Annotated in this window: 24 protein-coding genes and 1 tRNA gene; 16 read left to right on the plus strand and 9 right to left on the minus strand. The window is 68.3% G+C overall.

Annotation, left to right across the window (positions count from 1 at the left end; translation table 11 throughout):
* Positions 1 to 2 precede the first annotated feature (2 nt).
* From WEB29_04715 to WEB29_04725, 3 genes are read left to right on the plus strand one after another with little or no spacing between them, the layout of a single operon-like run.
* A complete protein-coding gene (locus WEB29_04715) occupies positions 3 to 1,175 on the plus strand; it encodes a zinc-dependent metalloprotease (protein ID MEX2136251.1) in 1,173 nt (390 codons plus the stop codon).
* 11 nt (positions 1,176 to 1,186) lie between these two features.
* Positions 1,187 to 2,164 carry a D-2-hydroxyacid dehydrogenase gene (locus WEB29_04720; protein ID MEX2136252.1) on the plus strand — a complete coding sequence of 326 codons (978 nt, stop codon included), beginning with the start codon at positions 1,187 to 1,189 and terminating at the stop codon, positions 2,162 to 2,164.
* Between the two features lie 3 nt (positions 2,165 to 2,167).
* Positions 2,168 to 3,262: a DUF933 domain-containing protein gene (locus WEB29_04725; GenBank protein MEX2136253.1), complete on the plus strand. Its 1,095-nt coding sequence runs from the start codon at positions 2,168 to 2,170 to the stop codon at positions 3,260 to 3,262.
* A 13-nt stretch (positions 3,263 to 3,275) separates the two neighbouring features.
* Here the strand turns inward: WEB29_04725 and WEB29_04730 are convergent, their stop codons facing one another.
* Positions 3,276 to 3,599 (minus strand): hypothetical protein, encoded by a 324-nt coding sequence (locus tag WEB29_04730; protein ID MEX2136254.1) that lies wholly within the window; start codon positions 3,597 to 3,599, stop codon positions 3,276 to 3,278.
* 9 nt (positions 3,600 to 3,608) lie between these two features.
* Here WEB29_04730 and WEB29_04735 point away from each other — a divergent pair, with 9 nt between their 5' ends.
* Complete coding sequence (locus WEB29_04735) at positions 3,609 to 4,451, plus strand: hypothetical protein (protein MEX2136255.1); 843 nt, start codon at positions 3,609 to 3,611, stop codon at positions 4,449 to 4,451.
* 16 nt (positions 4,452 to 4,467) lie between these two features.
* On the opposite strand, the gene WEB29_04740 is transcribed toward WEB29_04735, so the two are convergent.
* Positions 4,468 to 5,694: a ribonuclease H-like domain-containing protein gene (locus tag WEB29_04740; GenBank protein ID MEX2136256.1), complete on the minus strand. Its 1,227-nt coding sequence runs from the start codon at positions 5,692 to 5,694 to the stop codon at positions 4,468 to 4,470.
* 3 nt (positions 5,695 to 5,697) lie between these two features.
* A complete protein-coding gene (locus tag WEB29_04745) occupies positions 5,698 to 7,980 on the minus strand; it encodes a DEAD/DEAH box helicase (GenBank protein ID MEX2136257.1) in 2,283 nt (760 codons plus the stop codon).
* Between the two features lie 107 nt (positions 7,981 to 8,087).
* On the opposite strand from WEB29_04745, the gene WEB29_04750 reads away from it, so the two are divergent.
* The 4 genes from WEB29_04750 (at position 8,088) to WEB29_04765 (ending at position 12,129) form a co-directional block, all read left to right on the plus strand.
* Complete coding sequence (locus tag WEB29_04750; GenBank protein MEX2136258.1) at positions 8,088 to 9,287, plus strand: aminomethyltransferase family protein; 1,200 nt, start codon at positions 8,088 to 8,090, stop codon at positions 9,285 to 9,287.
* The gene (locus WEB29_04755) at positions 9,284 to 10,879 is read left to right on the plus strand and encodes an NAD(P)/FAD-dependent oxidoreductase (GenBank protein MEX2136259.1); all 1,596 of its coding nucleotides are present in this window, start codon (positions 9,284 to 9,286) and stop codon (positions 10,877 to 10,879) included. The genes WEB29_04750 and WEB29_04755 overlap by 4 nt, the downstream gene beginning before the upstream one ends.
* Before the next feature lie 78 nt (positions 10,880 to 10,957).
* Positions 10,958 to 11,386, plus strand: a complete 429-nt coding sequence (locus WEB29_04760) for a septum formation initiator family protein (GenBank protein MEX2136260.1) — start codon at positions 10,958 to 10,960, stop codon at positions 11,384 to 11,386.
* Positions 11,387 to 11,481: 95 nt separating this feature from the next.
* Complete coding sequence (locus WEB29_04765; GenBank protein ID MEX2136261.1) at positions 11,482 to 12,129, plus strand: DUF998 domain-containing protein; 648 nt, start codon at positions 11,482 to 11,484, stop codon at positions 12,127 to 12,129.
* 131 nt (positions 12,130 to 12,260) lie between these two features.
* Here the strand turns inward: WEB29_04765 and WEB29_04770 are convergent, their stop codons facing one another.
* Together WEB29_04770 and WEB29_04775 are read right to left on the minus strand one after the other, a co-directional pair.
* Positions 12,261 to 13,085, minus strand: a complete 825-nt coding sequence (locus WEB29_04770) for a slipin family protein (protein ID MEX2136262.1) — start codon at positions 13,083 to 13,085, stop codon at positions 12,261 to 12,263.
* Entirely contained in the window at positions 13,086 to 14,441 is a 1,356-nt protein-coding gene (locus WEB29_04775) for a nodulation protein NfeD (GenBank protein MEX2136263.1), read from the minus strand.
* Between the two features lie 401 nt (positions 14,442 to 14,842).
* Between WEB29_04775 and WEB29_04780 the strand changes: the two genes are divergently transcribed.
* The 8 genes from WEB29_04780 to WEB29_04815 all read left to right on the plus strand — a co-directional run bounded on the left by WEB29_04780 (position 14,843) and on the right by WEB29_04815 (position 21,996).
* Positions 14,843 to 14,917 (plus strand) — tRNA-Met (locus tag WEB29_04780).
* 146 nt (positions 14,918 to 15,063) lie between these two features.
* Positions 15,064 to 16,047 carry a tRNA lysidine(34) synthetase TilS gene (gene tilS, locus WEB29_04785; protein MEX2136264.1) on the plus strand — a complete coding sequence of 328 codons (984 nt, stop codon included), beginning with the start codon at positions 15,064 to 15,066 and terminating at the stop codon, positions 16,045 to 16,047.
* Between the two features lie 195 nt (positions 16,048 to 16,242).
* Entirely contained in the window at positions 16,243 to 18,192 is a 1,950-nt protein-coding gene (gene ftsH / locus WEB29_04790; GenBank protein ID MEX2136265.1) for an ATP-dependent zinc metalloprotease FtsH, read from the plus strand.
* A 289-nt stretch (positions 18,193 to 18,481) separates the two neighbouring features.
* Positions 18,482 to 19,591: a DnaB-like helicase C-terminal domain-containing protein gene (locus WEB29_04795; GenBank protein ID MEX2136266.1), complete on the plus strand. Its 1,110-nt coding sequence runs from the start codon at positions 18,482 to 18,484 to the stop codon at positions 19,589 to 19,591.
* Positions 19,584 to 20,081, plus strand: coding sequence for a DnaJ domain-containing protein (locus WEB29_04800; GenBank protein MEX2136267.1), 498 nt, complete (start codon positions 19,584 to 19,586; stop codon positions 20,079 to 20,081). The genes WEB29_04795 and WEB29_04800 overlap by 8 nt, the downstream gene beginning before the upstream one ends.
* Positions 20,082 to 20,117: 36 nt before the next feature.
* Positions 20,118 to 20,873, plus strand: a complete 756-nt coding sequence (locus WEB29_04805) for an HAD-IA family hydrolase (protein MEX2136268.1) — start codon at positions 20,118 to 20,120, stop codon at positions 20,871 to 20,873.
* Complete coding sequence (thpR, locus tag WEB29_04810; GenBank protein ID MEX2136269.1) at positions 20,870 to 21,469, plus strand: RNA 2',3'-cyclic phosphodiesterase; 600 nt, start codon at positions 20,870 to 20,872, stop codon at positions 21,467 to 21,469. Before WEB29_04805 ends, thpR begins: the two co-directional genes overlap by 4 nt.
* Complete coding sequence (locus tag WEB29_04815; GenBank protein MEX2136270.1) at positions 21,466 to 21,996, plus strand: TIGR00725 family protein; 531 nt, start codon at positions 21,466 to 21,468, stop codon at positions 21,994 to 21,996. The genes thpR and WEB29_04815 overlap by 4 nt, the downstream gene beginning before the upstream one ends.
* A gap of 45 nt (positions 21,997 to 22,041) precedes the next feature.
* Here WEB29_04815 and WEB29_04820 read toward each other — a convergent pair whose 3' ends face one another.
* The 4 genes from WEB29_04820 to WEB29_04835 all read right to left on the minus strand — a co-directional run bounded on the left by WEB29_04820 (position 22,042) and on the right by WEB29_04835 (position 25,607).
* Positions 22,042 to 23,565 (minus strand): pilus assembly protein TadG-related protein, encoded by a 1,524-nt coding sequence (locus tag WEB29_04820; GenBank protein MEX2136271.1) that lies wholly within the window; start codon positions 23,563 to 23,565, stop codon positions 22,042 to 22,044.
* Complete coding sequence (locus WEB29_04825) at positions 23,562 to 24,260, minus strand: TadE family protein (protein MEX2136272.1); 699 nt, start codon at positions 24,258 to 24,260, stop codon at positions 23,562 to 23,564. Before WEB29_04825 ends, WEB29_04820 begins: the two co-directional genes overlap by 4 nt.
* Complete coding sequence (locus tag WEB29_04830) at positions 24,257 to 25,048, minus strand: TadE/TadG family type IV pilus assembly protein (GenBank protein ID MEX2136273.1); 792 nt, start codon at positions 25,046 to 25,048, stop codon at positions 24,257 to 24,259. The genes WEB29_04825 and WEB29_04830 overlap by 4 nt, the downstream gene beginning before the upstream one ends.
* Positions 25,049 to 25,373: 325 nt before the next feature.
* Entirely contained in the window at positions 25,374 to 25,607 is a 234-nt protein-coding gene (locus tag WEB29_04835; protein MEX2136274.1) for a hypothetical protein, read from the minus strand.
* Between the last annotated feature and the right edge of the window lie 28 nt (positions 25,608 to 25,635).

Here is a 25,635-nt window from a genome sequence, read left to right on the forward strand (position 1 = left end):
GCATGGCACGCAGCGCAAGCCGGATCGGGATGGGGATTATCGTCGGGGGGTTGCTGGCCATGGGCGCCACGGCAGTCCAGCGCGAGCTGCTCCGCCGGGCGGGCACGCGGCTCATCGACTGGGAGTCGGTTCGGCGCATCGCGCGCCGCCGACTGGGAGCCGGGGGAGCGGGGCTGAGCGCGGCCGACCGTTCGGAGGCCGACACGTTCTACCGCGCCGAGCTGCTGCGGATCGAGCCGATCGTGGCGGAGGCGATCGGTGCCGAGCTGCCTCGTGCGCTCGAGACGCCGGCGGTGATCGATCGCTTCGAGTGGATCGACCTCAACCTGGCGACCTTCGAGCAGCTCTTCGGTCGGGTGGAGCGGATCATCAACGACGCCACCACCGGAGCCGATACCCCCGGCCGCGCGCTGGCACGGATCTTGAATCGGTCGCTCGGCAATCAGCAGCTCGGGCTGCTGATGGCGTTCCTGGCGCGCAAGGTGCTCGGCCAGTACGACGTCAGCCTCCTCGCCGCGGCGCCGGCAGCACGAGGCCGGCTGAACTTCGTCGAGCCGAACATCAGGGCCAGCGCGGAGACGCTGGGCGTTTCGCTGGGCGAGTTCCGCACCTTCATCGCGCTGCACGAGGCGACCCACGCCTTCGAGTTCGAGGCGTATCCGTGGCTGCGCGAGCATTTCGCGGCCTCTGTCGGCGAGGCGATCGAGCAGATGGCGACGGACACCGGCGGACTCAGCCGGCGCCTGCGAGGCGCGCTGCGCGGCCGCGATGGACACTGGCTGGAACGGATGATGACGCCCGCCCAGCTCGGCACCTTCCGCCGCACCCAGGCGCTGATGTCGCTGCTGGAGGGCTACTCGAACCACGTGATGAACGACGCCGGCGAGCGGCTGCTGCCAGGCTTCGGCAAGCTCCATGAGCGATTCGAGCGCCGCAACGAGGCGCGCGGAGCCCTCGAGCGGGCGATCATGCGCCTGACCGGCCTCGACCTGAAGATGGAGCAGTACGCGGCCGGCGAGCGATTCGTGACTGCCGTCCTGGCCGTACGGGATCGCGCATTCCTGAACCAGGTGTGGGAGGGTCCCGCCAACCTGCCGGACCTCGCCGAGATCCGCCAGCCGCAGCGCTGGATCGACCGGATCGAGGGACGCCGAACCAAGGAGCAGGTCAGCTGACCGACGAGATCGTGATCCTGGCGACGCCGATCTTCGGCGCCCCGCTCTCGGCCGAACATGCGGCGCAGCTTCAGGCGGTGCCCGGCGCGCGGGTGGTGCAGATGTCGCGCGAGGGGCTGGTCCACGACGATGCCGAGACGGCGCTCGCCTCCGCTCGCGTGCTGTTGCGAGGCGGCGTGCCCGCATCGGTGCTCGACCACATCATCGCCCGCGCTCCGCGCCTGGAGTGGATCCACTCCTTCTCGGCCGGGGTGGACCGCGTGGCGACCCCCGCGGTTCGCGAGCGCGGGCTGATCGTGACGAATGCGCGGGGTGTCTTCTCCCGGCCGATCGCCGAGTACGTGGTGATGATGTGCCTGGCCATCGCACGTCGGCTGCCGCAGCTCCTCGAGCTGCAGCGCGAGCAGACGTGGCAGCCGCTGCGTGGGACCGAGCTGGGTGGCATGACGATCGGGATCGTCGGCTTTGGGAGCATCGGCTCCGAGATCGCCAGTCTGCTGGCGCCATTCGAGGCGAAGGTGCTGGCCACGCGGCGGCATCCCGAGCGGGGAGCCGGCGACGCGTCGAATGTCGAGCTGCTGGGCCTCGATCAGCTCGACGAGCTGCTGCGCCGCAGCGACATCGTGGTCGTGGCCGCGCCGCTGACCGATGACACGGCCGGGCTGATCGGGGCCGCCCAGCTGCAGGAGATGCGGGAGCACGCGTGGCTGATCAACATCGCCCGCGGCCGGCTGCTCGATGAGCTGGCGCTGCGCCGGGCACTCGAATCCGGCTGGATCGGCGGAGCGGTGCTCGATGTCTTCAACGAGGAGCCGCTGCCGCCGGATTCACCGCTGTACGGCACGCCGAACCTGATCCTCACACCGCACACCTCGTGGTCGAGCGACCGGGTGGTGGACCGCTCGCTCGACCTGTTCGTGGCCAACCTTCGGCGATTCGCTGCGGGTGAGCGACTCGAGAACGTGGTCGACCTGGAGGCCGGGTACTAGCCGGTGCAGGTCACCATCGTCGGGCTGCCGGGGAGCGGCAAGACGACCGTCTTCAATGCCCTGACCGGGGCGCACGCCGACACCGGGGGCTTCTCCGGCGGACGTGCCGCGCCGAACCTGGGTGTGGTCAAGGTGCCCGACGAGCGCCTGGAACGCCTTGCGGACCTGTTCCACCCGCGTAAGACGACACCGGCCGATGTCACCTACGTCGACGTTGCCATCCCGGCCGGCGCGACCCGTGAAGGGACGATCAACCCGGACGTGCTGGCCCTGGTCCGCAATGCCGATGCGCTCCTGCACGTGGCCCGCGCCTTCGAAGCCGGTGGCGCCGACGGCCCGCCGGACCCATGGCGTGACGTCGAGGCGCTCGACCTGGAATTCGCGATCGCCGACTTGATGGTGATCGAGAAGCGCCTGGAGAAGCTGCGCACCTCGGGGCGCCACGGCGCGCCGGCGGAGCGCGAGGCGAACGCCCAGGAAGAGGCTCTCCTTGCGCGCCTGGAGCCGGAGCTGTCCGCCGGGCACCCGCTGCGAGCGGTCGCCCTGACCGATGACGACGAGCTGCGCCTGCGCGGGTATCGGTTCCTGACCCAGAAGCCGGTACTGGTGGTCCTGAACATCGACGAGGGCCAGCTCGCGGCCGTATCCGAGCTCGAGACCGCCGGCCGGGAGCGCTACGCCCAGCCCCAGACGGCCGTGGCCGCGCTGGGCGGCAAGATCGAGGCCGAGCTCGCCCAGCTCTCCGAGGCCGATGCGGCGCTCTTCATGGATGACCTGGGGATCGCCGAGCCGAGCCGCGGTCGCGTCATCCGCCTGACCTATGCGCTGCTGGGACTCTTCTCCTTCTTCACGGCCGGCGAGGACGAGTGCCGAGCCTGGACGCTGCGGCACGGCGCGACGGCGGTCGATGCGGCAGCGGCGGTTCACTCCGACCTGGCGCGCGGGTTCATTCGCGCGGAGGTGGTCACCTACGACGACCTGATCGCGTGCGGCAGCATGGTGGAGGCCCGCAAGCGCGGGCTGCTGCGATCCGAGGGGAAGACGTATGCGGTGCGCGACGGCGACGTGATCGAGGTGCTCTTCAACGTCGCCCGCTGAGGCGGAAGGACGTCTACGAAGAGAGGTCGACCTCCGCGATGACGCTGCGGAACTCGTCGCTGGTCTCGACCAGGTAGGTGTCCGCCTCGTCCATGCCCACGCTCATGCTGGCCGTGAGCTTCTCGTCCGCGGCGTAAGTGAACCCGTGGCTGCGCTCGAGCTCGCGGGCAATCGCCTCGACCAGGGTGTCCTCCTCGAAGGTATCGACCACCGCCGCCCTGGCGGCCAGCACGAGCGACGCGAAGGCCTCCGGCGCGTACTCCGTGTCGCTGACCAGCACCGCATCGGTGAGGAGGTCGGTGGCTCCCTCGTGCAGCTCGTAGAAGAAGAGTTTCATGATGGCCCGATGATAGCCGCCCGGCCGGACCTGCTCGTGATCGGCGGCCTGACCGTCGACCGCTTCGCCGATGGCTCCTCTGCTCCCGGCGGGTCGGTCCTGCACATCGCCCGGGCGGCCGTCCCACGGGGCTTGCGGGTGGCGGTCATGACCGTCGCCGGACCCGAGCCCGAGGCACGGGCGGGGCTGGATGAGCTCCGCCGCGTGACGGCCCGGCTCGATTTCAGCGAGGCGGCCGCCACCGCCACGTTCATCCATCGCGATTCTCCTGGGGGGAGGCGCCTCCGGCTTGAGCGGAGTGGTGGTCCGATCCGGTTCGCCGGCATCGATTCGCACGACACCCCGTCCGCCATCCTGGTGGCGCCGATCGCTGACGAGGTTGCGCCAGACGACCTCGCGCGCCTGGACGACGCGCCCGCGCGCGGCGCAATCCTGCAGGGCTTCCTTCGCTCGATTGCCGCTGATGGCGAGGTGCGGCCGCTTCCGCTGTCGGCGCTCTCCCCGCGACTCATTGCCCAATTGAGCACGTTCGATCTGCTGGTTGCCAGCCGCGAGGACCTCCTGGGAGAGGCTGCGGAACCATCGGACCAGCTGGCCGCGCTGCGCAGCTGCGTCGGCGCAGGGCCCCAGCTGGTCGTGACGGATGGGGTTCACGGCGTCTGGATGGAACGCGAGCACCTTCCCGTACCGCGGCGCGTCAGGGGCGTCCCGAGCGTGGGCGCCGGGGACGTCTTCGCCGCCTTCATGCTCGCCGGTGGGTGGCCGCGGCCCCCGACCGCCGGCTTCCTGCGCCAGCGTGCCGAGGGCGCGATGCAGGTCGTCTCCGAGGCCCTGGAGGAACGGCGGCGCTAGGCTCTCGGAATCTCCGTCATGCCACGCGAGCTACGCGCGCTGCCCGACGGTCGGCGGCCGCGACCCAGCGCCGAAGCCTGCGCAGCCGCGCATCGACCCGCAGTCGCACGCGACCGACCGCCAGCATCCCACCACCACGTCCGAGCGCAAATGCCAGATCGAGCACCCGAGAGCTCGTCAGGGCAGCCTCCAGCGCTCCGTGCAGATCGCCGCGGTGCCGCTCGCGGATGCGCGCCACCTCGAGCCAGGCGGCGGCAGCATCCGTCGAGGCACGACGCGTGGCGGCGGTCCACAGCTCCTCCGCTCGGTCAACCTCCCCCGCGCTGATCAGCAATCGCGTCGCCATCCGGCGCAGCGAATGTGCCCGATCCTGGTCAACCCCCGGCAGCATCGCCGACTCGACCACCTCGAGCGCCTCTTCGCTCGCGCCGTGGCGCAGGAGCTCGACCGCCATTCCATGGGGATCGAGCACCGGAGCATCACGCCAGCCGCCGGCGCGCATCCGCACGAGCTCGCCCTCCAGCAGGGCGAGCGAGACGATGTCCTGCAGGTTGTGATCGAGGACATCGGTCAACAGGTCGGGTGAGCCGCCGCGCAGGTAGCCGAAGTACCGCGAAGGCACCTCGCTGCCGGGGCAGTCGGATGTGCGGATCACGCCCAGCACGCCGGACTCCACGTCGGCCAGTCGAGCCCCGCCCAGCGGCCTGCGGTACAGCCGGCGGGCAACGGGCAGCAGGTCGTCGTGGAGCTCGGGCAGCGCCGACATCTCGCGGAAGAGGCGATGAACCGTCAGCCGGGTGATGAGGAGCGGCAGGTCGAAGCCCCGCCCGTTGTAGGTGACGACCCGCGGCAGCGCGGCCAGCTCGCTGCAGGCGAGCCGGAGCAGCGCGGCCTCATGGGGATAGTCGGGGAGGAGCAGCTGTCGCACGACCAGGTGCCCGCCCTCCAGGTGGCCGAGGCCGGCCAGGAAAACCACGGTCCCGGCGCCGGTCGAGAGGCCGGTCGTCTCGGTGTCGAAGTAGCAGGCCGGCGGCAGGTCGACGAGGTTCGCAACGGTCGCGGCCGGGAGGGCGACGCGCCGCTCGACCACGACCGCCGCGCCATCGGGTGCGATCTGCAGACGGGCCCCGAACCAGCGGGCAAGAATCTCAGCGCGATCGTCGGGTGAGCGCGCCGGGCGCTGCGGGGCCGGGACTCTCCGCTCTGCCCTTATCTCCGCCAGTCGATCGGCGAGGGTGCGCATCGGTCAGGAGAGTCCGGCCAGCAGCTCGGAGACGGTCGCCTTGCCGCGCGGTCCGACTTCTATGGCCGGGCCCACGCAGGCGGGACAGCCATCGGTGCATGCACAGGAGTCGACCGCCTCGCGGCATGCTCGCAGCAGCTGATCGATGAGCGTGTAGAGCCGCTCGGTCAGGCCCACCCCGCCGGGGGTGGCGTCGTACACGTATACCGTCGGTCGGCCGGTGAAGGGCGCCTGCACCTGGGCCAGCACACCGAGATCGCGCGGGTCGCACATCAGGAGCAGCGACGCGGTCGTGCGAGTGACGCGCGCCAGGCCGATGAGCGCCCCGTCGAGGGTATCCCGGTCGTATCGGTTCACGAGCTCAGCCGGTGGAACGAGCCAGCAGGCGGTGGTGTGCATCTCCTGCTCGGGGATGCTGATCGAGCCCCACCCGACATTCTCGTGGGTGTGGTACTTGATCTTCTTGAACATGGTCACCTTCCAGGCGACCATCACCTCGCCGCGCTGTCGCTTGCCGGCGGGCGGCTGATCGGCCTCGTCGAAGACCTCGAGCACCTTGAGGGTGATGCCGAGGTCGGCATCGGTGTAGTAGTCGACGTCGGTGCGCGTGACGTAGGCCTTGCGCTCATCCCAGTCGAGGCGATCCACGTGGAATTGCACGCCCTCGTGGATGTAGATCGCCTTCTCGTGGACGAGCAGGGGGGCAGCGAACAGGTCCACCTCACCGAGCACCCGGTGGCGGTCGCCCGATGTGTCGACGATGACGACGTTCTCAGGCGCACCGCTGCGCAGGGAGAAGGAGCTGGCCGGGAAGTTCTCGTGGCTCCAGTAATACCGATCGTCCTCGGCACGGCGCAGGTAGCCGTCCTCCTCGAGGACGTCGAGCAGCGCCGGCGTCTCGTCAATGCCGAACCGCTCGGCGGCGGGCACCGGCAGCTCGAAGCTCGAGGCGCGCAGATGGTTGAGGAGCACGTGGAGGTTGTCCGGGTTGACGAGGCCATGCTCCGGCGAGGTCTCGAAGAGGTACTCGGGGTGCGCCGCCAGGAACTGGTCGATCGGGGCTGACGAGCAGATCAGCGCCGAGAGGCTGGTGCTGACCCGCCGGCCGGCGCGGCCCATCTGCTGCCAGGTCGAGGCGATGGTGCCCGGGTAGCCGATGCTGATGGCGGCGTCCAGGCCGCCGATGTCGATCCCCAGCTCCAGCGCATTGGTGGCGACCACGCCCCGGACTCGGCCGTCGCGCAGGCCGCGCTCGATCTCCTTGCGCTCGTTGGGCAGGTAACCGCCGCGATAACCCCGGATCGTGTGGGGATGGCCGGGCGGGGGAGCGAAGGTCTCGCGCAGGTAGGTGGTCAGCACCTCCACCGAGGTGCGCGACTTCGCGAACGCGATCGTCTGCACGCCGCCGCTGATCAGTCGCTCCGCCACGCGCTGCCCCGTGAGCAGCGCCGAGCCACGGATGCCTAGCTTCTCGTTGGCGACCGGCGGATTGATCACCAGGATGTGCCTGCGACCGGAGGGCGCGCCGTTGTCGTCAACGAGCTCGACAGGGGCCTCCAGGATCCGCTCGGCCAGGTCGCGCGGGTTGGCGATCGTGGCGCTTGCGCAGATGAAGACCGGGTCCGCCCCGTAATGGCGGGTGATGCGGCGCAGGCGGCGGATGACGTTGGCCACGTGGCTGCCGAAGAGGCCGCGATAGGTGTGCAGCTCGTCGATGACCACGAACTGCAGGTTCTCGAACAGCTTGAACCACTTGGTGTGGTGGGGGAGGATCGCCGCGTGGAGCATGTCCGGGTTCGTGATCACGACCTGGCCGGCGGCTCGCACCACCGATCGCACGTTGGGGGGCGTGTCGCCGTCGTAGGTGTGCGTCTTGAGGTCCAGCTCGGCGGCGTCGGCCAGCGCTCGCAGCTCGACCAGCTGATCGGCCGCCAGCGCCTTGGTGGGAAAGAGGTAGAGCGCCCTGGCGGTCGGGTCGCGGGCGACGGCGTCCAGGACCGGCAGGTTGTAGCAGAGCGTCTTTCCGGACGCGGTCGGCGTGACCACGCACACGTTGCGACCGGCGCGGATCGCCTCGAGCGCCTGCGCCTGGTGGGTGTAGAGCGCCTCGACCCCTCGCGAGCGAAGGGCGTCTGCCAGCCGCGGGTCGAGCCCGTCCGGCCATGGTGCGTGGCGAGGCGGGCGCGGCTCCAGGACCCGATGCGCCGCCACGAGCGGCTGCAGAGCGGAATCGGCCAGGAGGGCCTCGATGGCATCCGTCGGGGTGGTGGGGCCGTCGGTCAGCATGCTGCGCTCCAAAATAGCACGCCCGTTCTCTTTCGAGCGTGCATCTTGAGCATCGCGGCGCGCGCGACAGCTCGGCTGTCGCGTCGGCGGTGCTAGGGTTCCGCCTGATGATTCGCCCGACGCCCTTCCATCCGCGCACCAGCGCGCTCAACGAGACGGGTCTGTGGAGCCACTGGGCGGGGCACCTGGCCGCCAACCGCTACCAGGAATCGGACAAGTTCGAGTACTTCGCGGTGCGAAGCGCGGCGGGCATCTTCGACACCTCGCCGCTGTACAAGTACCGGATCGCGGGACGCGACGCCGAGCGCTTCCTGGGCGGCATGCTGGCGCGCGACATGCGCGCCTGCCCTCCGGGCCACGCCCAGTACACGACCTGGCTCGACGATCGTGGCTTCGTCATCGAGGACGGTGTGATCCAGCACCGGGCGCCCGACGAGTACCTGCTGACCAGCGCCGAGCCCAACTTCGGCTACTTCGCCGACCGGGTCGGACGCCTGGCAGTAGCGATCGAGGACGTCAGCAGCCAGATCGGCACCATCGCGGTGCAGGGGCCGCGCTCTCGTGATCTCCTCGCCCAGCTCGTGCCGTCAGTCGCCTCCACGCCCTTCTTCGCCCTGACCACCGGGCAGATCGGCGGCGTGCCGGTGACCGTCTCACGCACCGGCTATACCGGCGACCTCGGCTACGAGGTATGGGTTGACGCCGCCGACGCGTTGACCGCCTGGGACGCGCTGTGGGACGCAGCCGAAGGACTCGGCGTGCTGCCGTTCGGGCTGGCGGCGCTGTACATGCTGCGCATCGAGGCCGGGCTGCTGCTGCTGGCGGTCGACTTCGACTCGAGCCGATACGCCTTCAACGACGCCCATCGGTCCACCCCGATCGAGCTCGGCTGGTCGTGGATGTTCAAGGGGCTGGCCGATGACGACCGTGCCTTCATCGGGCGCCGTGCCCTGGAGCGCGAGATCGCGGACAAGACGTCCCGTTGGCGGATGAGCGGGCTGGTGGTCGACTGGGAGGACTACGATCGCGTCTACGGCGCGGCCGGGCTGATCCCGCCCAAGGTGCACGCGCCGGTCCACGAGGATTGGATGGTCTACGACGAGGCCGGCCAGCGGGTCGGCTATGCCACCAGCTTCATGTACTCGCCGGTACTGCAGCGCCACATTGCGCTGGGCCGGGTGCGGCCCGACCTGGCCAAGGTTGGACAGCGCGTGCAGCTCGAGTTCACGGTCGACCATCACTACGAGAAGGTCGCGGCGCACGTGGTACGGCTGCCCTTCTTCAACCCGGAGCGCAAGACGGCATGAGCAGCGACCCCTACGACGCGATCGTCATCGGTGGCGGCCACAACGGGCTGGTGAACGGTGCCTACCTGGCCCGTGGCGGGCTGCGGACGCTCATCCTCGAGCAGCGCGAGCTCGTCGGCGGGGCGGCGATCACCGAGGAGCTGCGACCCGGCTTCTGGTTCACCACCTTCTCGTACGCGCTCTCGCTGCTGCGGCCGCAGATCATTCACGAGCTCGAGCTCCCCAAGCACGGCTTCATGCCGCTGCTCATGTCGTCAAAGTTCGCGCCGACGCCGGAGGGCGAGTACCTGTGGTTCACCAAGGATCACGACCAGAACCTGCGCGAGATCGCGCGTATCTCCCCCCACGACGCCGATGCCTACGAGCAGTACGGCCACGACCTAGATCGGGTCTGCCAGGCCATCAAGCCGCTCGTCGACATGGTCCCTCCCGACCTCTTCAGCGACGATCCGGAGGAGCTGCTGGCCCTCGCGACGGTCGGATCGCGGCTGCGCAGCCTCGACAAGCGGACGCTCCACAACGCCGTCCGGCTGCTCACCGGCAGCGCCGCCGACTTCCTGGACGACTACTTCGAGTCCGATCTGCTGAAGGGCTGGCTGGCGTCATCGAGCATCATCGGCACCAAGGTCGGACCCCGCTCGCAGGGCTCCGGGCTGGTCCTCCTCTACCACTCGTTGGGTGAGCACGATGGTGAGTTCGGGTCGTGGGCCTTCCACAAGGGTGGCAACGGCGGCTTCACCCAGGTCCTGGCGAAGGCCGCCACCGCCTTTGGGGCGGAGATCCGCCTCGGCGCGCCGGTCGAACGGGTGCTGACCCGCGATGGGCAGGCCACCGGCGTGGCGCTCGCCGACGGCACCGAGCTGCAGGCCAGGGTGGTCGTCAGCGCGCTCGACCCGCGCCGCACCTTCCTCGAGCTGGTCGACCCCCGCGAGCTGCCCGACGACCTGGTCGACACGGTTCGACGCATGAAGTTCCAGGGAGTCTCGTCGAAGGTGAACTTCGCCCTGTCCGGCCTCCCGCGCTACCCGGCGCTGGCGGAGCGGAGCGACATGTTCCGCGGCTTCCTGAACATCGGGCCGTCGATGGACTACCTCGAGCGAGCCTTCGACGCGGCCAAGTACGGCTGGTACAGCCCCGAGCCGTACATCGACGGCGCCATCCAGTCGACGATCGACCCGGACATGGCGCCGCCGGGCCAGCACGTCATGTCCTGCTTCGTGCAGTACACCCCATATCAGCTGCGCGAGAGCGACTGGGACACGGAGCGCGAGCGGCTGGGCGGCACCGCGCAGGCCACGCTCGAGCGGTATTTCCCGGGCTTTGGCGATCTCGTGCTGCAGCGCGAGGTGGTCACGCCGCTCGACATCGAGCGGACGATCGGCCTCAGCGAGGGCAACATCTTCGCCGGCGAGCTGCTGGCGCCGCAGATGTTCTTCTTCCGCCCGGCGCCCGGCTGGTCGCAGTACCGCACCCCGATCGACGGCTACTACCAGTGTGGCTCCGGCACGCATCCCGGCGGCTGCGTGATGGGCGCCCCAGGCCGCCTGGCGGCCAGCCAGATCCTCAAGGACGGCGAGGCCGCACGCCGCTGACGGGGAGCGGCGGGTGTGGATAACTATGCCGCCAACGCCTTGCATGGTGGAAAACTACCGGGCTAGACTGCCTCCCGGATGACCAGCCTCGAACTGCCCGCCCCGCGTCAAACTCCCCCCGAGCGACCGTTGCGGGTGCGCATCCCGGCTTCTCGCGGAGGACTGGCCTGGATCGCCGTGTTGCTGATCATCGGCACCTTCCTGGCGGTCCAGGTTGGGCGCCAGGTCTATACCAGCTGGTCGACCGGGCAGGAGGCCGATGCGATTCGTGCCGAGATCACGGCCATGGAGGCCCATAACGAGGCCCTGCGCCAGCAGCTGGCCTACCTGGAGAGCAAGGGATTCGTGTCAGGCGAGGCGCGACGACTGCTGAACCTCGGCCTGCCCGGCGAGCACGTGCTGATCATCCCGCCCGGGGCGGAGACGGCCCTTCCACCGGAGCTGCGCGAGAAGCCGGTTTCCAAGCCGCCTCTCGAGCAGTGGCTCGACCTTTTCTTCGGCCCTTAGCATTGAGACCGATGCAGAGCTTGCCGCGCTTTCCCGTTCTATTGCGGACTTTCGTCCTATCGGCCTGAGGTGGATCCGGGACTGAAAATCCCGGCATGTTCTTCAGCGGGTGGCGCGCCACGGGCCTGCCGGCCGCGGTCCGATCGCCGCGGTGCTGGCTCATCGCCATGACGATGGTCGGGCTGATCGGCGGCGGCCTGGCGATCAGCCGCGCCACCGACACGCAGTGGCAGGCCGGGACGCCGCTCAGCCGCCTCGGCGTCGACGACGGCGCGGCCGGCACCTTGACCTTCACCCTCCTCGGCCTGGGCATCATCCTGCTCGCTCTCGGCGTGTCGCTGGACAGAACATTCGCCCGTCTGCGTTCGGCGCGACGGGTGCGCCCGCGTGCCGGGCGGCTCCTGCCGCTCGGGTTCCTGGTGGCGGGGATCGCGGTCGCCGTGGCTGGTCTGTTTCCAATCGACACGAAGGCCTCGACCGCGGTCCACAACGTGGCCGGCATTGCCCTCCCGGCCGCGCTGATGGCCACCATGTTCGGCGGGCGGCTGGCCCTGGGGAGCCTCGGGCGGCGCTTCGACCAAGCCTCGGCCATGATCCTGCTGACCGTCATCGGCGTCTACGTCGCCACCGTCCCCCTCCATCTGTTGCCCTACAGGCTGATGGAGCTCATCTGTCTCGGGCTCATCGGGGCCTGGCTATGGCTCTTCGAGGCCCATCTCCGCCGTCTGATGGGAGACGCCTGACTCAACCCGCAGGACCTTTGAGATGGAACTACAAGGCCACCATTCGGTCACGACCTGCCTGCCGGCGGCGGGCTGCCTCGCCGACCGGCTGCAGTACGTCGTGCGCTGGCGCTTAACCCAGCCGTCGGTAGTCAAGCGGCAGACCCCTTGGATCCTTCGCCCGCGGTCGGTGTGGCCGGAGGCACCGTGGGCCGCCCGCCGCCGCCCATGAAGGCGCTGATCAGGTCCATCGGGAGGGGGAAGATGATGATCCGGCTCTGATCCGAGCTGATGTCGGTGAGCGTCTGCAGGTAGCGCAGCTGGAGAGCACTGGGCGCGGCATTGATGATGTTTGCCGCGTTGGCGAGCTGCTCGGCGGCCAGGAATTCGCCCTCGGCGTTGATGATCTTCGCCCGCTTGTCGCGTTCGGCCTCCGCCTGGCGCGCCATGGCGCGCTTCATCTCCTGTGGCAGCTCGACGTCCTTGACCTCGACGATGCTGACCTTGATGCCCCACGGCGCCGTCTGCTCGTCGATGATCTGCTGTAGGCGCGTATTGATCTCCTCGCGCTTGCTGAGCAGCTCGTCAAGCTCCGACTGGCCGAGCACCGAGCGCATCGTGGTCTGCGCGATCTGGAGCGTGGCGATCAGGAACTTTTCGACCCGCACCACCGCCGCCTCCGGGTCGACGACGCGGAAGTAGCAGACGGCGTTGACGCGGACAGTGACGTTGTCACGGGTGATGGCCTCCTGGCTCGGGATGTCGAGCGTCACGACTCGCAGGTCGATCTTCACCATGCGGTCGATGAAGGGGATGATGAAGAACAGCCCAGGGCCCTTGGCGCCGACCAGCCGGCCGAGCCGGAAGATCACCCCGCGCTCGTACTCCTGCACCACCTTCACCGCGGCGCCGATGAGGCTCAGGATGATGGCGGCCGCGACGGCCAGGATCGGCAGCAGAAAAATGAGGTCTTCCATCTAACTCTCCTTCTGGTTGGCTGCCTCCGGCAGTTGTTCCACGATGAGGTCGAGTCCCTCTCGACCGATGATTCGGACATGGTCCCCCGGATTCAACGTCGTGTCGGCGCCGGCGGGGCGCGCCCGCCACAGCTCTCCCTCGACGAAGACCGATGACGTCCCCCGCACGCTGCCCTCGCGCCCGATCATGTCGCCGCCCCCGATGAAGGCGGGTCTCCGTCGGGTGCGCATGACGGCCCGGAGCGCAAACAGGACGAATGCGACGAGGGCCAGGGTGATGCCGAAGATCAGCGGGCGACTGATCTCCAGGAATGGCGCACGGCTGTCATCGACCAGGATCAGGGCGCCGAGCACGAACGCGATCCCGCCGCCGATGCCCAGCACGCCTCCGGACGCCACCCAGATCTCGGCGCCCAGCAGCGCGAGGCCGAACAGGAGCAGCGCGAGCCCGGCGTAGTTGATCGGCAGAGTGCCCAGGCTGAAGAGCGCCAGGATGAGGGCGATGGCGCCGAAGATGCCCGGGAAGAACGCGCCCGGGTTGCTGAGCTCGAAATAGATGCCGAGCGTCCCAAGGCTAAGCAGGATCAACGCGATGTTCGGATCAGAGAGGACGATGAGGAACTCCTCGAAGGGCGACATCGGTTCCTCGACCACGACCGCGCCGGCGGTGCCAAGCGTGATGTCACGGTCGACCAGGCGCACCGTCATGCCATTGATAGCCGTGAGCAGCTCCGCGCGATCCGCCGCGACGAGGTCCACCACGCCGAGCTCCAGGGCCTCCGTCGCCCCGACCGAGACGCCATTGCGAACAGCGTCTTCTGCCCAGTCGGCGTTTCTGCCACGCGCCTCGGCGATGCTGCGGGCGTAGACGGCCGTGTCGTTGATGATCTTGGTGCGCAGGTCGTCCGGCATCTCCTGGCCGTCGCCGCTCACCGGCGTGGCCGCACCGATCCGCGTGCTCGGCGCCATGGCCGCCACGTGCGCCGCCATGGTGATGAACGTGCCGGCCGAGGCCGCGTGCGAGCCGGCCGGTGTGACGTACACGATCACCGGGAGGCGCGCATTGAGCAGCGCGCCGGTGATCTCCTGGGTGGCGTCGAGCAGGCCGCCTGGCGTGTCCAGCTCGATGAGCACCGCGGTGTCACCCTCGTCGGCTGCCTCCTCGATGCCGCGCACCAGGTAGCGGGCGGAGATGGGATTGATGATGCCGTCGACGCTGAGCACGCGCACCTCACCCGCGGCGGCATCCACACCACTCGGAACCCCGATGCCGAGGAGCAGGACGCCAAGCCAGAATGCCGCGAGCGATAGACCGCGGCTGAGCGTGCGCGCGAGAGTCGTTGGTCCTACAGTCATCATGGTCAACAAAAAGACCACCGGCTTTGCGCCAGCAGTCTCCACCTTTGACGCCTGATAAGGAAGGGCGTCGCTTCCGCGGCCAGCGGCTCTGCCACGCTGCACCCGTTGGTCCATTTTCGGCGACCGCAGTTGGTCACGTGCAGCAGAATCATCTTACTCGTCGCGACGGCTCGCTCGGGGGTGCCCGCTGACGACTTGCGCGGGTGAATTTGGTCCATCGGACCACTGGTCGGGTCAGCGCGTTCGCTAGTCAGCGGTCACCCTTGGCAGACTCTTGAGACGCGGGGGTCGAGTCGATTTGACAGCGCACCAGCCGAGTTGCCGCGGTGATCGGCTGTCGGTATCCTCGGAGGGTGTTCATTCGATAGGCCCCTTGTCGATCCGAGCACGAATCGCGTGGCGGAGTAGCTCAGTGGCAGAGCAGGGGACTCATAAGCCCTTGGTCGGTGGTTCGAATCCGCCCTCCGCTACCAGATCCCTGACCCTTCGACGGAATCTGTGGCCGTTTACCAATGTGGCTGGTACAACTGCGCCGATGACTCCGCCCGCGCGACGTCCTACCAATGTCACTGGTGCCGCGGCACGTCTGCGGGCCTCGAGTGGTGGATCAAGGCCGGATGTGCGTCGTTCTACCAATGGGGCTGGTAACGATCCGCTCAGGCCGATCATTGACGCGCTGGCCGAGGGCGCGGCCCGCCTGCCGATCCCCGATGGCGCTGCCCTCGTGCTTGCCATTTCCGGCGGTCCTGACTCCACCGCACTGCTGCACGCGTCGGCGAAAATGGCACCCGACCGCGGCTGGCGGCTGACGGTCGCCCATCTCGATCACGCGCTTCGACCGACCTCGGCCGATGAGGCGGCCGAGGTGGCCGCAACGGCTGCAGGTATGGGCCTGCCGGCCGAGGTGCGGCGGGTCGATGTGGGGGCGCTGGCAGCAGCAGAGCACCGGTCGTTGGAGGATGCCGGCCGGCAGGCCCGCTACCGCTTCCTCGAGGAGGTTGCCGCAGGGCTGGGAGCGGACGCGTTGATCGCCACAGCTCACACCGCCGACGACGCGGCCGAGACCGTCCTGCTGCGCCTGGCGCGCGGCAGCGGCCTCCGCGGCCTGCGGGGCATCCCCGCGCGGCGCGGTCGGATCGTCCGGCCGCTCCTGCATGCCCGCCGCACGGTCCTGCGGGACGCGCTCGACGCGGCGGGCATCGCCTATCTCATCGACCCGTCCAATGCGAATCTCGCGCATGCCCGCAACCGGGTGCGGGCGGACCTGCTGCCGGCATTCGAGCGCCTGAACCCCGCCGCGGTCGAGGCGCTGATGCGTTTCGGGCGCCTCAGCGCCGATGACGACGACCTGCTCGATGCCCTCGCCGCCGCCGAGCTGGCGCGGCGACGGGACACCGCCGACGCGTCGCTGGACTGGCGGGACCCCCCGGCTCGAGCCCTCGGCCGCCGCGTGCTGCGCCTGGCGATCGGTGATCCGGCACCGTCCGCGGAGCGCATCGAGGCGCTGCTCGACGCCGCCGAGGGGCCGCGCGGCGGCATCGCCATCGAGCTCGGCGCCGGCCGTCAGGCATCGGTCCGGGAGCGGCGCATCCGCCTGGAGTGACACGCCTCAGTATCCAGCCGCGTAGCAGGGTATGAGCTGCGATGCGCAGCCATCGGTCATGGCCCAGATGGGCCGTTTGTTGGCGTTGCCGGCTCGCACCTATACTTGCCCGGCCTGCGCGCAGGCGCAGCCAGGCTGTCGAAGCGAGAGCGCTCGATGGCCGATCCCCGCACCTGAGACTGGAAGAGAGCCACGTTGAGCAGCCGACTCATCCGTAACAGCGTTGTCCTGGTCGTGCTGGCCGTCTTTGGGCTGGCGCTGCTGTGGACCTACGTCGTCGAAAGCAATACCGGCAAGCCGTACACCTACAGCGAGATGCTGGAGGACGCTGCCAAGGGCGACGTCACCGCGGTCGTGCAGGACGGCACCCGCCTGGCGGTCACCGTGGATGGATCGACCGAGCCAAAGGCAGTGGTCGTCCCCTCCGAGTTCGTCAACGTGCGAGCCGAGGTCTGCGCGGCCGCCGGCAGCTCCGATCCCGGCAGCTGCGCCATCACCTATTCGGCCGTCGAGGAGAGCGCCGCCGGGCAGTGGCTCGGCCTGCTGATCACCGCCTTCCTGCCCGTCCTGCTGATCGGTGGCTTCATCTTCTTCATGATGCGGCAGGCCCAGGGCACCAATAACCAGGCGATGAGCTTCGGCAAGAGCCGGGCCCGCATGTTCCTCGGCAACAAGACGGTGGTCACCTTCAACGACGTGGCCGGCGTGGACGAGGCCAAGCAGGAGCTGACCGAGGTGGTCGAGTTCCTCAAGTACCCCGAGAAGTTCAACTCGCTCGGCGCGCGGATTCCGCGCGGCGTGCTGCTGGTCGGCCCGCCCGGAACTGGCAAGACCCTCCTCGCCCGCGCCGTCGCCGGCGAGGCCGGGGTTCCGTTCTTCTCCATCTCCGGATCGGAGTTCGTGGAGATGTTCGTGGGTGTCGGCGCATCGCGCGTGCGTGACCTCTTCGAGCAGGCCAAGCGCAACTCGCCGTGCATCGTGTTCGTGGACGAGATCGATGCGGTCGGGCGCCAGCGCGGCGCCGGGCTGGGCGGCAGCCACGACGAGCGCGAGCAGACCCTCAACCAGATCCTGGTCGAGATGGACGGCTTCGACACGAACACCAACGTGATCGTGGTGGCCGCCACCAACCGGCCCGATGTCCTCGACCCGGCGCTCCTGCGCCCGGGCCGCTTCGACCGCCAGGTCGTGCTCGATCGGCCTGACATCAGGGGCCGACGCGAGATCCTCAATGTCCACATCAAGGGCAAGCCGCTCGACAAGACGGTGGACCTCGACGAGTTGGCGCGCCGCACGCCCGGCTTCTCGGGGGCAGACCTCGCCAACCTGGTCAACGAGGCGGCCATCCTGGCTGCGCGCCACAACAAGAAGTCGGTCGCCCCGAGCGACTTCAACGAGGCGATCGATCGAGTGGTGGCCGGACCTGAGCGGCGCAGCCGCCTGATCACGCCCGAGGAGAAGACGATCATCGCCTACCACGAGGGCGGGCACGCGGTCGTGCAGCGCGTGCTGCCGAAGTGCGATCCGGTCAGCAAGGTGACGATCGTGAGCCGCGGCATGGCGCTGGGCTACACCATGAGCCTGCCTTCCGAGGACCGATACCTCCACTCCAAGTCCGAGTTCGAGGACAAGCTCGCCGGGATGCTGGGCGGTCACGTGGCCGAGGAGATCGTCTTCGGCGACACGACCACCGGGGCGAGCAACGACATCGAGAAGGCGACCGGCCTGGCCCGCGCGATGGTGACCCAGTACGGCATGAGCGACAAGCTCGGCCCGCTGACCTTCGGCAAGAAGGACGAGATGATCTTCCTTGGCCGCGAGATCAGCGAGCAGCGCAACTACTCCGACGAGGTCGCCGCCAAGATCGACGCCGAGGTTCGCGAGATCATCGATCGTGCCTATCAGCGCGCCAAGGAAGCGCTCATCGCTCAGCGCGAGGTGCTCGACCGATTGGCGGCTCTGCTGATCGAGAAGGAGACGATCGAGAGCGAAGAATTCGAGTCGCTCTTCGCCGGCATCCTGCCGCCTCGAGGCGGCTCAGGTCCCACGCCGCAACGGGTTGGCGAGATCGACGCGGGCGAGGAGCTTCCCACCCCGGAGCCGGGTCCCAAGCGCCGAAGGAAGCCAGCGCCACAGCCGGCCTAGTCGCTGCATCCAGCGCTCGCGCGCCGGATAAGCGTGGCTTATGGTCGTGCACCAATGGCGCTCCATCGGGGCCGTCTGATAAGCCACGCTTATCACGCTTCACGGTACGGGCTCCATCGGTGCACGACCATAAGTCCGGCTAATGGCGGGAGGGTAGGTGCGGCCTAAGAGGGGGCGCCGGTAGCCCATTCGGGCCATTTCGGAGCCAGGAGGGCTGGTCGTATACTCGCCCCCGTTGCGCATGAGCACCATGCGCTGCACTGCTCGTGTGTGAGGAGCCGCGGCACCCATGATTGAAGACCCGACTACCAGCGATCCCGAGGCCGATCCTCTCGCCGACGTCGCGCCGGCCACTGTCGATTGGCACCTCCAGGGAGAGGCCGGCGCGCTCGCGCCGCGATCGGCCCTGGACGTGCTGACCAACCTGAATGAGCGGATCGCGTCGGGCAAGGTTGACGAGTTCCAGCCGATCGGCACCGGCTTCGTGCCGCTCGACAAGACGATCGGCGGAGGATTGCGCCCCGGCGAGCTGATGCTGATCGGCGGCGCCCAGGGCGCCGGCAAGACCACCATGGCGCTCCAGATGGCCCGCAACATGGCCGCATCGGGCCAGGCGACCGCGCTCTACGTCTGCTTCGAGCACGAGGAGGAGTACCTCATCCAGCGGCTCATCTCCATGGAGTCCGCGCTCGGCCAGCTGCCAAAGAAGACGGGTGCGGTAAAGATCCAGGACGTCAAGAAAGAGGTCATGCAGAGCTACGCCGCCGCCGCTGAGGCGGGTCAGCGCGCCAAGCTGGGCACGAATCCGCGCCTGCGACCCTCGCTCGAGCGGATTGCCCGCTATGGCAGCAACCTGTACCTGATGCGCGGCACAGCCACCGGTTCCACCATCGACAACATGCGCTCGCTCGTCGCCGAGCACCGTGGCCCTGAGGGCAAGCGTCTCGTCCTGTTCGTCGACTACCTCCAGAAGGTGCCGGTCATCCCCGAGCCGTCGGAGGAGGCGGAGAAGGTGACCCGCATCGTCGGCGGGCTGAAGGACATCGCCCTCTCGCTCGAGATCCCGGTAGTGGCGATCGTCGCAGCCGACCGCGAGGGGCTGAAGGCAAAGCGCCTGCGCAACCATCACCTGCGCGGCAGCAGCGCCATCAACTACGAGAGCGACATCATCCTGATCCTGAACGACAAGTACCACATCGTGGCCAAGGTCAACATCGAGTTCAACCCGTACCAGGCCCAGCGCTATCGTGACTGGGTGGTTGCCACGGTCGAGAAGAACCGGGGCGGGCAGGACAACGTCGACCTTGAGTACGAGAAGCTGTTCGAGTTCAGCTGCTTCGATCCGACCGGCCGGGTGACAGCTGAGAAGCTGATCGAGGAGCGACTCTTCAATGAGTGAACCGGGCCAGCCGATGTCGTCGGTCGACCCGTACAAGATCCTGCAGGTCTCTCCGTCGGCCGAGCAGGAGGTCCTGCACGCTGCCTTCCGGGCGCTGGCCATGAAGTACCACCCCGATCGTGATTCATCGGCTCGCGCAGCCCGCCGCATGATGGAGCTGAACCAGGCCTATGCCATGGTCCGCGAACCCGAGCTGCGGGTGCAGGTCGACAAGTCTCGGCGTGCCGCTCGCGTCCCCTTCGATCCGGCCTCTATCCCCCCGATGAACGGTCGTATGGCGCCACCTCCACAGGCGCGGCGCACCAATGCCGCCAGCACGAACGGCACCTCGACCAAGCTTGACACCGGTCGCTATGCCGGATGGAGCCTGAAGGACCTTGCCGGCCATGATCCGGGTTACCTGAAGTGGCTGGCGCGCCACTCTTCGGGCTTGCGCTATCGCAAGGAGATCTCGCTCATCCTCGGCTCCAGGGCCGTCGCCGGGGGCTGACCCACGTGCGGCCTTGACGCGGTAGGCTTGGCCGGAATGAGCGACGCACGACCGACGGCCAGGCTGCGGGCCGTCTTCCTGGATATCGGCGACACCGTGATGCGCCCGAACCCTTCCTGGGAGCACGTATACGCCATCGCCTTCGAGGAGTATGGCGTGAAGGTCGAGGTCGAGGCGCTCCATGCAGCTCTGCGCCGGGCCTATCACCACGGCGGCTATGGCTTTGAAGCGGGCTTCGACCCCACCGAGGAGACCTCCTTTGCCCGCACCATGCAGATCGACAGCGCCGCGCTCGCCGACCTCGGCATCGATCCGATGCCAGAATCCTTCTTCCGCCGTCTGTCGGAGCTGTTCATGCTCACCGCCAACTGGCATATCTTCGCCGACGTCTCGCCGGCGCTTGCCGCTCTCCGCGAGCGAGGGTTGGTGGTGGGAGCCGTCAGCAACTGGGTCTGGCAGCTGCCCGAGCTCCTGCACGCGCTCAAGCTCGTCAGCCGGTTCGATTTCATTGCCGCCAGCTCGCGCGTGGGCTTCGAGAAGCCGCATCCCGAGATCTTCGAATGGGCACTGGCCCAGGCCAAGGTCCAGGCCGCGGAGGCGATCCACGTTGGCGACCACCTCGACGCCGATGTCGCCGGTGCGCAGGGCGTGGGCATCCAGCCGGTCCTCATCGACCGACGTGATCGCTTCACGCCGGCAGACGTACCGGACGGCGTACCGCTCATCCGGACGCTGACCGAGCTGATCCCGATCGTCGACGCCAGGCTTCCCGCCACGGTCGCAGGCCGATGATCGACGAAGGGTGGCGCTGCTTCGTGGGCGTGCCGATCGGCGAGCCGCTCGACAACGAGCTGCGCGCCGCGCTCGGCGCGCTGCAGGCCGCCGCATCGGTCGAGGCCGACGATCTGCGCTGGATCGATCCGCAGGAGTGGCACCTGACGCTTGCCTTCATGGGGCCAATCGCCGAGTCCGAGCTGCCGCGGCTGATCGAGGCCCTCAACGACGTCGCGTCCAACCATGCGCCGTTCGCGATTCCCACCGGAGGGCTGGGGGCATTTCCGTCGCGGCGTGAGGTTCGGATCCTGTGGTACGGGCTTGCCGATCGTTCCCGCCGGCTGGCCGAGCTCGCCATCGCCGTCCGGATCGCGGTCGACTGCGAGACGGCCTCACCGTTCCGCGCCCACCTGACACTGGCCCGGGCGCGCGGCGATCGTGGTGTCGCGATCCCCGCGGCCACCTGGAAGGTGCCCATGCCGGCCGGACAGCTGGCAGTCGAGCAGCTGGTCCTGTACCGCAGCCACCTCGGCGCCGGCCCCGCCAGCTACGAGATCCTGGCCGCCGCCCCCCTGGGCATCGCGCTGGCCGGGTCACGGGCGGCCACGCCATGAGTGAGCCCACCCCACGCCCGCGAGCGCCGCACGTCGCGGTCATCGGCGACGGGGATCCGCGCGGTCCGGAGGCGCATCGCATCCTCGAGTGGGCCGAGGAGGTGGGACAGCTGCTCGCCCGTGGCGGGGCGGTCGTGATCACCGGCGGCCTCGGTGGGGTCATGCGAGCGGCGTCGCGCGGCGCCCAGAGCGCCGGTGGCGCGACGATCGGGATCCTGCCCGGCGCCGATGCGGCGGAGGCAAATGAATTCGTGACGATCCCAGTCGCCACCGGACTGGGCGTGGTTCGCAATCTGGTCGTGGTCACTGCCGCCGACTCGGTGGTGGCAGTCGGTGGGCGGCACGGAACCCTGTCCGAGATCGGCATGGCCCTGCGCATGGGACGCCAGGTGGTGACCCTCAGCTCATGGCGAGTCGAGTCCGATCACCGCATCGGTGGCCCGCGCGTGCACCGCGCCCGCGATCCGCGCGAGGCCGCCGCCATGGCACTGCGCCTGGCTACCGCCGGAGCCGATCCGCCGGACTAGTCGCCGGAAAGCGAACCGGCCGGGCGAAGCGCCCGGCGGCATCGGTCAGTCGACGAGGCCTTGCTGCGTAATGTGGTACAGCTGGCTCGGATCGTACGGCATGTAGATGTTGCCGTTTCCGCCGATGTCCCATGTAAACGAGATGATCTGGACAGCGAGGATCGCCGTCGAGTCTCCGTTGCCCGAGATCTTCACATCGGCAAATGGCGCATAGATCGTTCCGGCGATGTCCAACGCGCCCTGACCGACAATTTCGATCGGCGCCGTGGGATTATCGCCGCGCCCGTCCTGCCACATCAGCATGCCGCGCCACTGACCAGAATCGAGTCCCCACAGGCGCAGGCTCGACTTTCCGCTGATCTTGATGCCGCCCTGCAGGCAGCGGCCGATCGTCGCATCGCAGCCCAGGTCCGTCGTGTTGTCCGTGCTGAAAATGAGGATACGCGCAGGATCGAGCGCCGGGTCGGGATCGCCGCCCACCGTTGCCGGCGTACTGTCGAGGTTCGGGCCGGTGATTGAGATGCCACCCCCGGCGATGATGTAGATCCCCGGCTGGAGCCTGACCGTCACGTCTTTGCCAGAGAACTTCCAGCCACCGTAGTAGACGCCGGGCGTCATCGTGATCGTCGTTCCATTCTGGTTCCAGCTGCAACCATCCTGGGTGGGGACCGACTGAACGTAGGTGATCAGCTGGCCTACCTTCTTGGGACAGTAGCCCGCTGGATACCCCTGTTGCGCCGGACCATACAGACCGGACATGGGATCCGGGGCCGGATCCGCTCCTTCAGATACCGGGCTGGCGACCTCTCCACCGGCCTCCTGGCAGGTACCGACGATGTAGATGTGCGGGGCGGTTATGGTGCTGCCACCGTTGCCGCCCTGCTTGAAGGCCCCGTTGCCATTGCCGCAGTCGTCGTTGTAGGCGCCATCCGGGAGGCAGTCCGAGTTGACGTGGACATATCCCCCGTTGAACGGCACTCCGGGGGTCTCGGGATTCTCCGCGGGCTCGATCGTCACGGTTCCCCCGCCATGAATCTTCCCGGCTGCACAGCCGTGGGGGTCGAGTGCGACGAGCGAGTTGGTGTTGGCGCTCGTCGACTCGCGGGCGGCGACCGCCGCTGTCTTGACGGTTAGTGTCGGCCGGCCGAGGAACTGCCCGAAGAACGATGTGTGATCGGCGCTGATGACGACCTGCACCATTTCCGGCCGAGCGGCGAATGGTCCCGAGATCGGCGGCCAGTGGATCTTGAGCCGCCCCTCGAGTCGCGCGCTGTCACAAGTGTCATTGTCGGCCTCGAAGAACCCGTTCTGCTTGGCATAGAAGCAGGCGGCGGTGTCCATCTTGGTCCGCGTTGCAGCACTGTCGCCCTCCTCGATGTAGCGCGCCGCCGCGATCGCGGCCGGGTCGGCCGCGTTCTGCTCCTGACGACGCAGCATCCACGACAGGCCGAGATCCACGACGATCGCCCCGATGGCAAGGAGCGCCATCATGGCGAACGCCACGAGGATGAGTATCTGGCCCCGCGACGACCGGCAGCGAGTGGACGAGATCATTCGAGCGGGCCTCATTTCTGGTGCTGCATGGCTTCGGTGATCACGGCTTGCAACGTGACCGCACCCCCAACGAGCTCACCCAGGAACGGTGGAGTCCATTCGTAGCAGGCGTATATCGTCACCTGGTTCGCCGAGTACGCTGCGCTGGCCGCGAGATTGCTCGCCTTGTCGTCCGTCGTGGCTGGATCCGCGCTTAGGACCGTTGCGGGCGGCGGACAGGGAAGCGATCCCGTGTCCTCGCGAGGGTCGATGCCGCCGATTGTGCATTCTCGGAAGTCGTTCGGCTGGCCGTCGCTTGGATTGAGTGCGGGAGCGTCATAGCTCGCCGCGGGATCCTCGTCCCAGTAGCCGGACCAGCATGCGGCGAAGTGGACCTCCGACGCGCTGATTCCGAAGACCTTCGACCGCGCATGTGCCGTCATCATCGGCCAGCCCAGGTCAGGCGGGTCGCAGCTGTAGTAGTTGTTCTTGTCGAAGCTGTCGTCGATGATTCGGTTCCAGTCGGGATCCAGTCGCGATGTGGTTGGACATTGCGAGGTGGCGCTGTGGATGGCGGCGTAGCGCGCGGCCTCTCGAGCCGCGTTTGTCAGCTGCTGCTGGTAGAACACCCCGATGCCAAAGGTGACGATGCCGGCCAGCACGAGGATGAACAGCGGAGCCACGAGGGCGAACTCCACGAGCGTCTGGCCACGCGACCCGCCGTTCTTCACGGCGTCGCCTCTGGGCTCGGCGTCGGTGTCTCCGGTGCTGGCGTCGGTGTCTCCGGTGCTGGCGTCGGTGTCTCAGCCGGGGTCTCGGCGGCCGACTCCTCCGGGCTCTGGGAGGCCGACTCCTCCGGGGTTGGCGTTGGCGGGATCTCCCCGGGCGACGGCGGCGGTGGCTCAGATGGCGGCTCGGGGGTCGGAGGCGGCGGATAGTAGGCGACGGTGAAGACGCGCGACTTCTGCAGCCAGACATCGTCGAGCGGGAGCACCGGAAGGTTGATCAGCATCGAGAACCGGTAGCAGATCCGGACCTCGACATATCGGCTTAGCTCAGTGCCGCCCTCCATGGTGTTCTCGGGCGGGGTCTGCAGCGCTGAGCACTGAGGCGGGATCGTCGCCCCGAAGGCCGACTCCCCACAGAGGGGATCGGCGTCATCGTGGATGCAGACCAGGAACACCGGCATCGCTTCGCCAGCCCCCGGATCGAACGCGCATTGGTCGGTGTCTGGATCGAAGGTCGCATTCTGAAGACCACCTGCCTCTCGGCACGCCGTCCGCGCGGCAAGCTCGTGGAGCGGCTGGTAGTAGGCGGGGTCGCCAGGCGATGGGGCCGGCAGGGTCTGGTCCGCGTATACACCATCCGGTGGGGTACGGCGATACTCCTCCGCGACGACTTCGGCCGCATTCCGAGCCGCCGCCTCGAGCGTGATGCCCGCAGCGAATACACGGCCGAAGTCAGCGATCCCCAGCAACAGAACGAGGAGCAGCGGCAGGACGAGCATGAACTCGACCATGGACTGGCCGCGTGCCGAACGCGCCCGGTGAAGAACCCCCCTGAACGTCTCGCGCAATGTCGGCTCCCGTGGTTCGGACTAGTACTGCAGTACTACCCGCCGAATAGGACTTACTTCGTCGCCGAAAGATAGGCCGGCATCCTTGCAGGGAACCTTGCAGCCGGAAACTGCGGTGCGCAGGCGCACCCTTGAGAAGTCCTCAAGGGCCTCGACATGAAACAGCGCCGCACCGTTGGTGCAGCGCGGTGGATGCGAAGGGGATCAGCAGATCAGGTTGTGAGCGACCGCAGGGGAACGCCCCGAGCTGAAGGGGTCGCCGCCGTGGTCAGGCGGTCGGGGCGCCCACGTGCATCGCCGCGTCAGCCGCCTTTTGGCGCGATTCCGCGACAGTAGCATGTCTGCTAGGCCGCACCATGACGAACGTCATCGTAATGATGACCAGCACAAGACCGACGTCCGGCATCCCCGCCAGGTGATGGGCGATGGCTGCCCACGTCGAGATGGCGAGGCCCCACACGACGGCAAGGACGATCCGGCGAACCCAGAACTTGGTCTGCATGCCCCCATGCTGTTGAGCGCGGCCTGGC

This window comes from Chloroflexota bacterium (genome assembly GCA_040902225.1).
GTDB lineage: Bacteria > Chloroflexota > Limnocylindria > QHBO01 > QHBO01 > CF-167.

Excerpts from the sequence above, each read along its gene's own strand:
- WEB29_04745 (MEX2136257.1), bottom strand. The coding sequence starts at position 7,980 with ATGCTGACCGACGGCCCCACCACCCCGACGGATGCCATCGAGGCCCTC.
- WEB29_04715 (MEX2136251.1), top strand. The coding sequence starts at position 3 with ATGGCACGCAGCGCAAGCCGGATCGGGATGGGGATTATCGTCGGGGGG.
- WEB29_04800 (MEX2136267.1), top strand. The coding sequence starts at position 19,584 with ATGAGTGAACCGGGCCAGCCGATGTCGTCGGTCGACCCGTACAAGATC.
- WEB29_04835 (MEX2136274.1), bottom strand. The coding sequence starts at position 25,607 with ATGCAGACCAAGTTCTGGGTTCGCCGGATCGTCCTTGCCGTCGTGTGG.
- WEB29_04775 (MEX2136263.1), bottom strand. The coding sequence starts at position 14,441 with ATGACTGTAGGACCAACGACTCTCGCGCGCACGCTCAGCCGCGGTCTA.
- thpR (MEX2136269.1), top strand. The coding sequence starts at position 20,870 with ATGATCGACGAAGGGTGGCGCTGCTTCGTGGGCGTGCCGATCGGCGAG.
- WEB29_04795 (MEX2136266.1), top strand. The coding sequence starts at position 18,482 with ATGATTGAAGACCCGACTACCAGCGATCCCGAGGCCGATCCTCTCGCC.
- WEB29_04730 (MEX2136254.1), bottom strand. The coding sequence starts at position 3,599 with ATGAAACTCTTCTTCTACGAGCTGCACGAGGGAGCCACCGACCTCCTC.
- WEB29_04755 (MEX2136259.1), top strand. The coding sequence starts at position 9,284 with ATGAGCAGCGACCCCTACGACGCGATCGTCATCGGTGGCGGCCACAAC.
- WEB29_04820 (MEX2136271.1), bottom strand. The coding sequence starts at position 23,565 with ATGAGGCCCGCTCGAATGATCTCGTCCACTCGCTGCCGGTCGTCGCGG.
- WEB29_04765 (MEX2136261.1), top strand. The coding sequence starts at position 11,482 with ATGTTCTTCAGCGGGTGGCGCGCCACGGGCCTGCCGGCCGCGGTCCGA.
- WEB29_04735 (MEX2136255.1), top strand. The coding sequence starts at position 3,609 with ATGATAGCCGCCCGGCCGGACCTGCTCGTGATCGGCGGCCTGACCGTC.
- WEB29_04830 (MEX2136273.1), bottom strand. The coding sequence starts at position 25,048 with ATGGTCGAGTTCATGCTCGTCCTGCCGCTGCTCCTCGTTCTGTTGCTG.
- WEB29_04815 (MEX2136270.1), top strand. The coding sequence starts at position 21,466 with ATGAGTGAGCCCACCCCACGCCCGCGAGCGCCGCACGTCGCGGTCATC.
- WEB29_04750 (MEX2136258.1), top strand. The coding sequence starts at position 8,088 with ATGATTCGCCCGACGCCCTTCCATCCGCGCACCAGCGCGCTCAACGAG.
- WEB29_04740 (MEX2136256.1), bottom strand. The coding sequence starts at position 5,694 with ATGCGCACCCTCGCCGATCGACTGGCGGAGATAAGGGCAGAGCGGAGA.
- WEB29_04805 (MEX2136268.1), top strand. The coding sequence starts at position 20,118 with ATGAGCGACGCACGACCGACGGCCAGGCTGCGGGCCGTCTTCCTGGAT.
- WEB29_04770 (MEX2136262.1), bottom strand. The coding sequence starts at position 13,085 with ATGGAAGACCTCATTTTTCTGCTGCCGATCCTGGCCGTCGCGGCCGCC.
- WEB29_04760 (MEX2136260.1), top strand. The coding sequence starts at position 10,958 with ATGACCAGCCTCGAACTGCCCGCCCCGCGTCAAACTCCCCCCGAGCGA.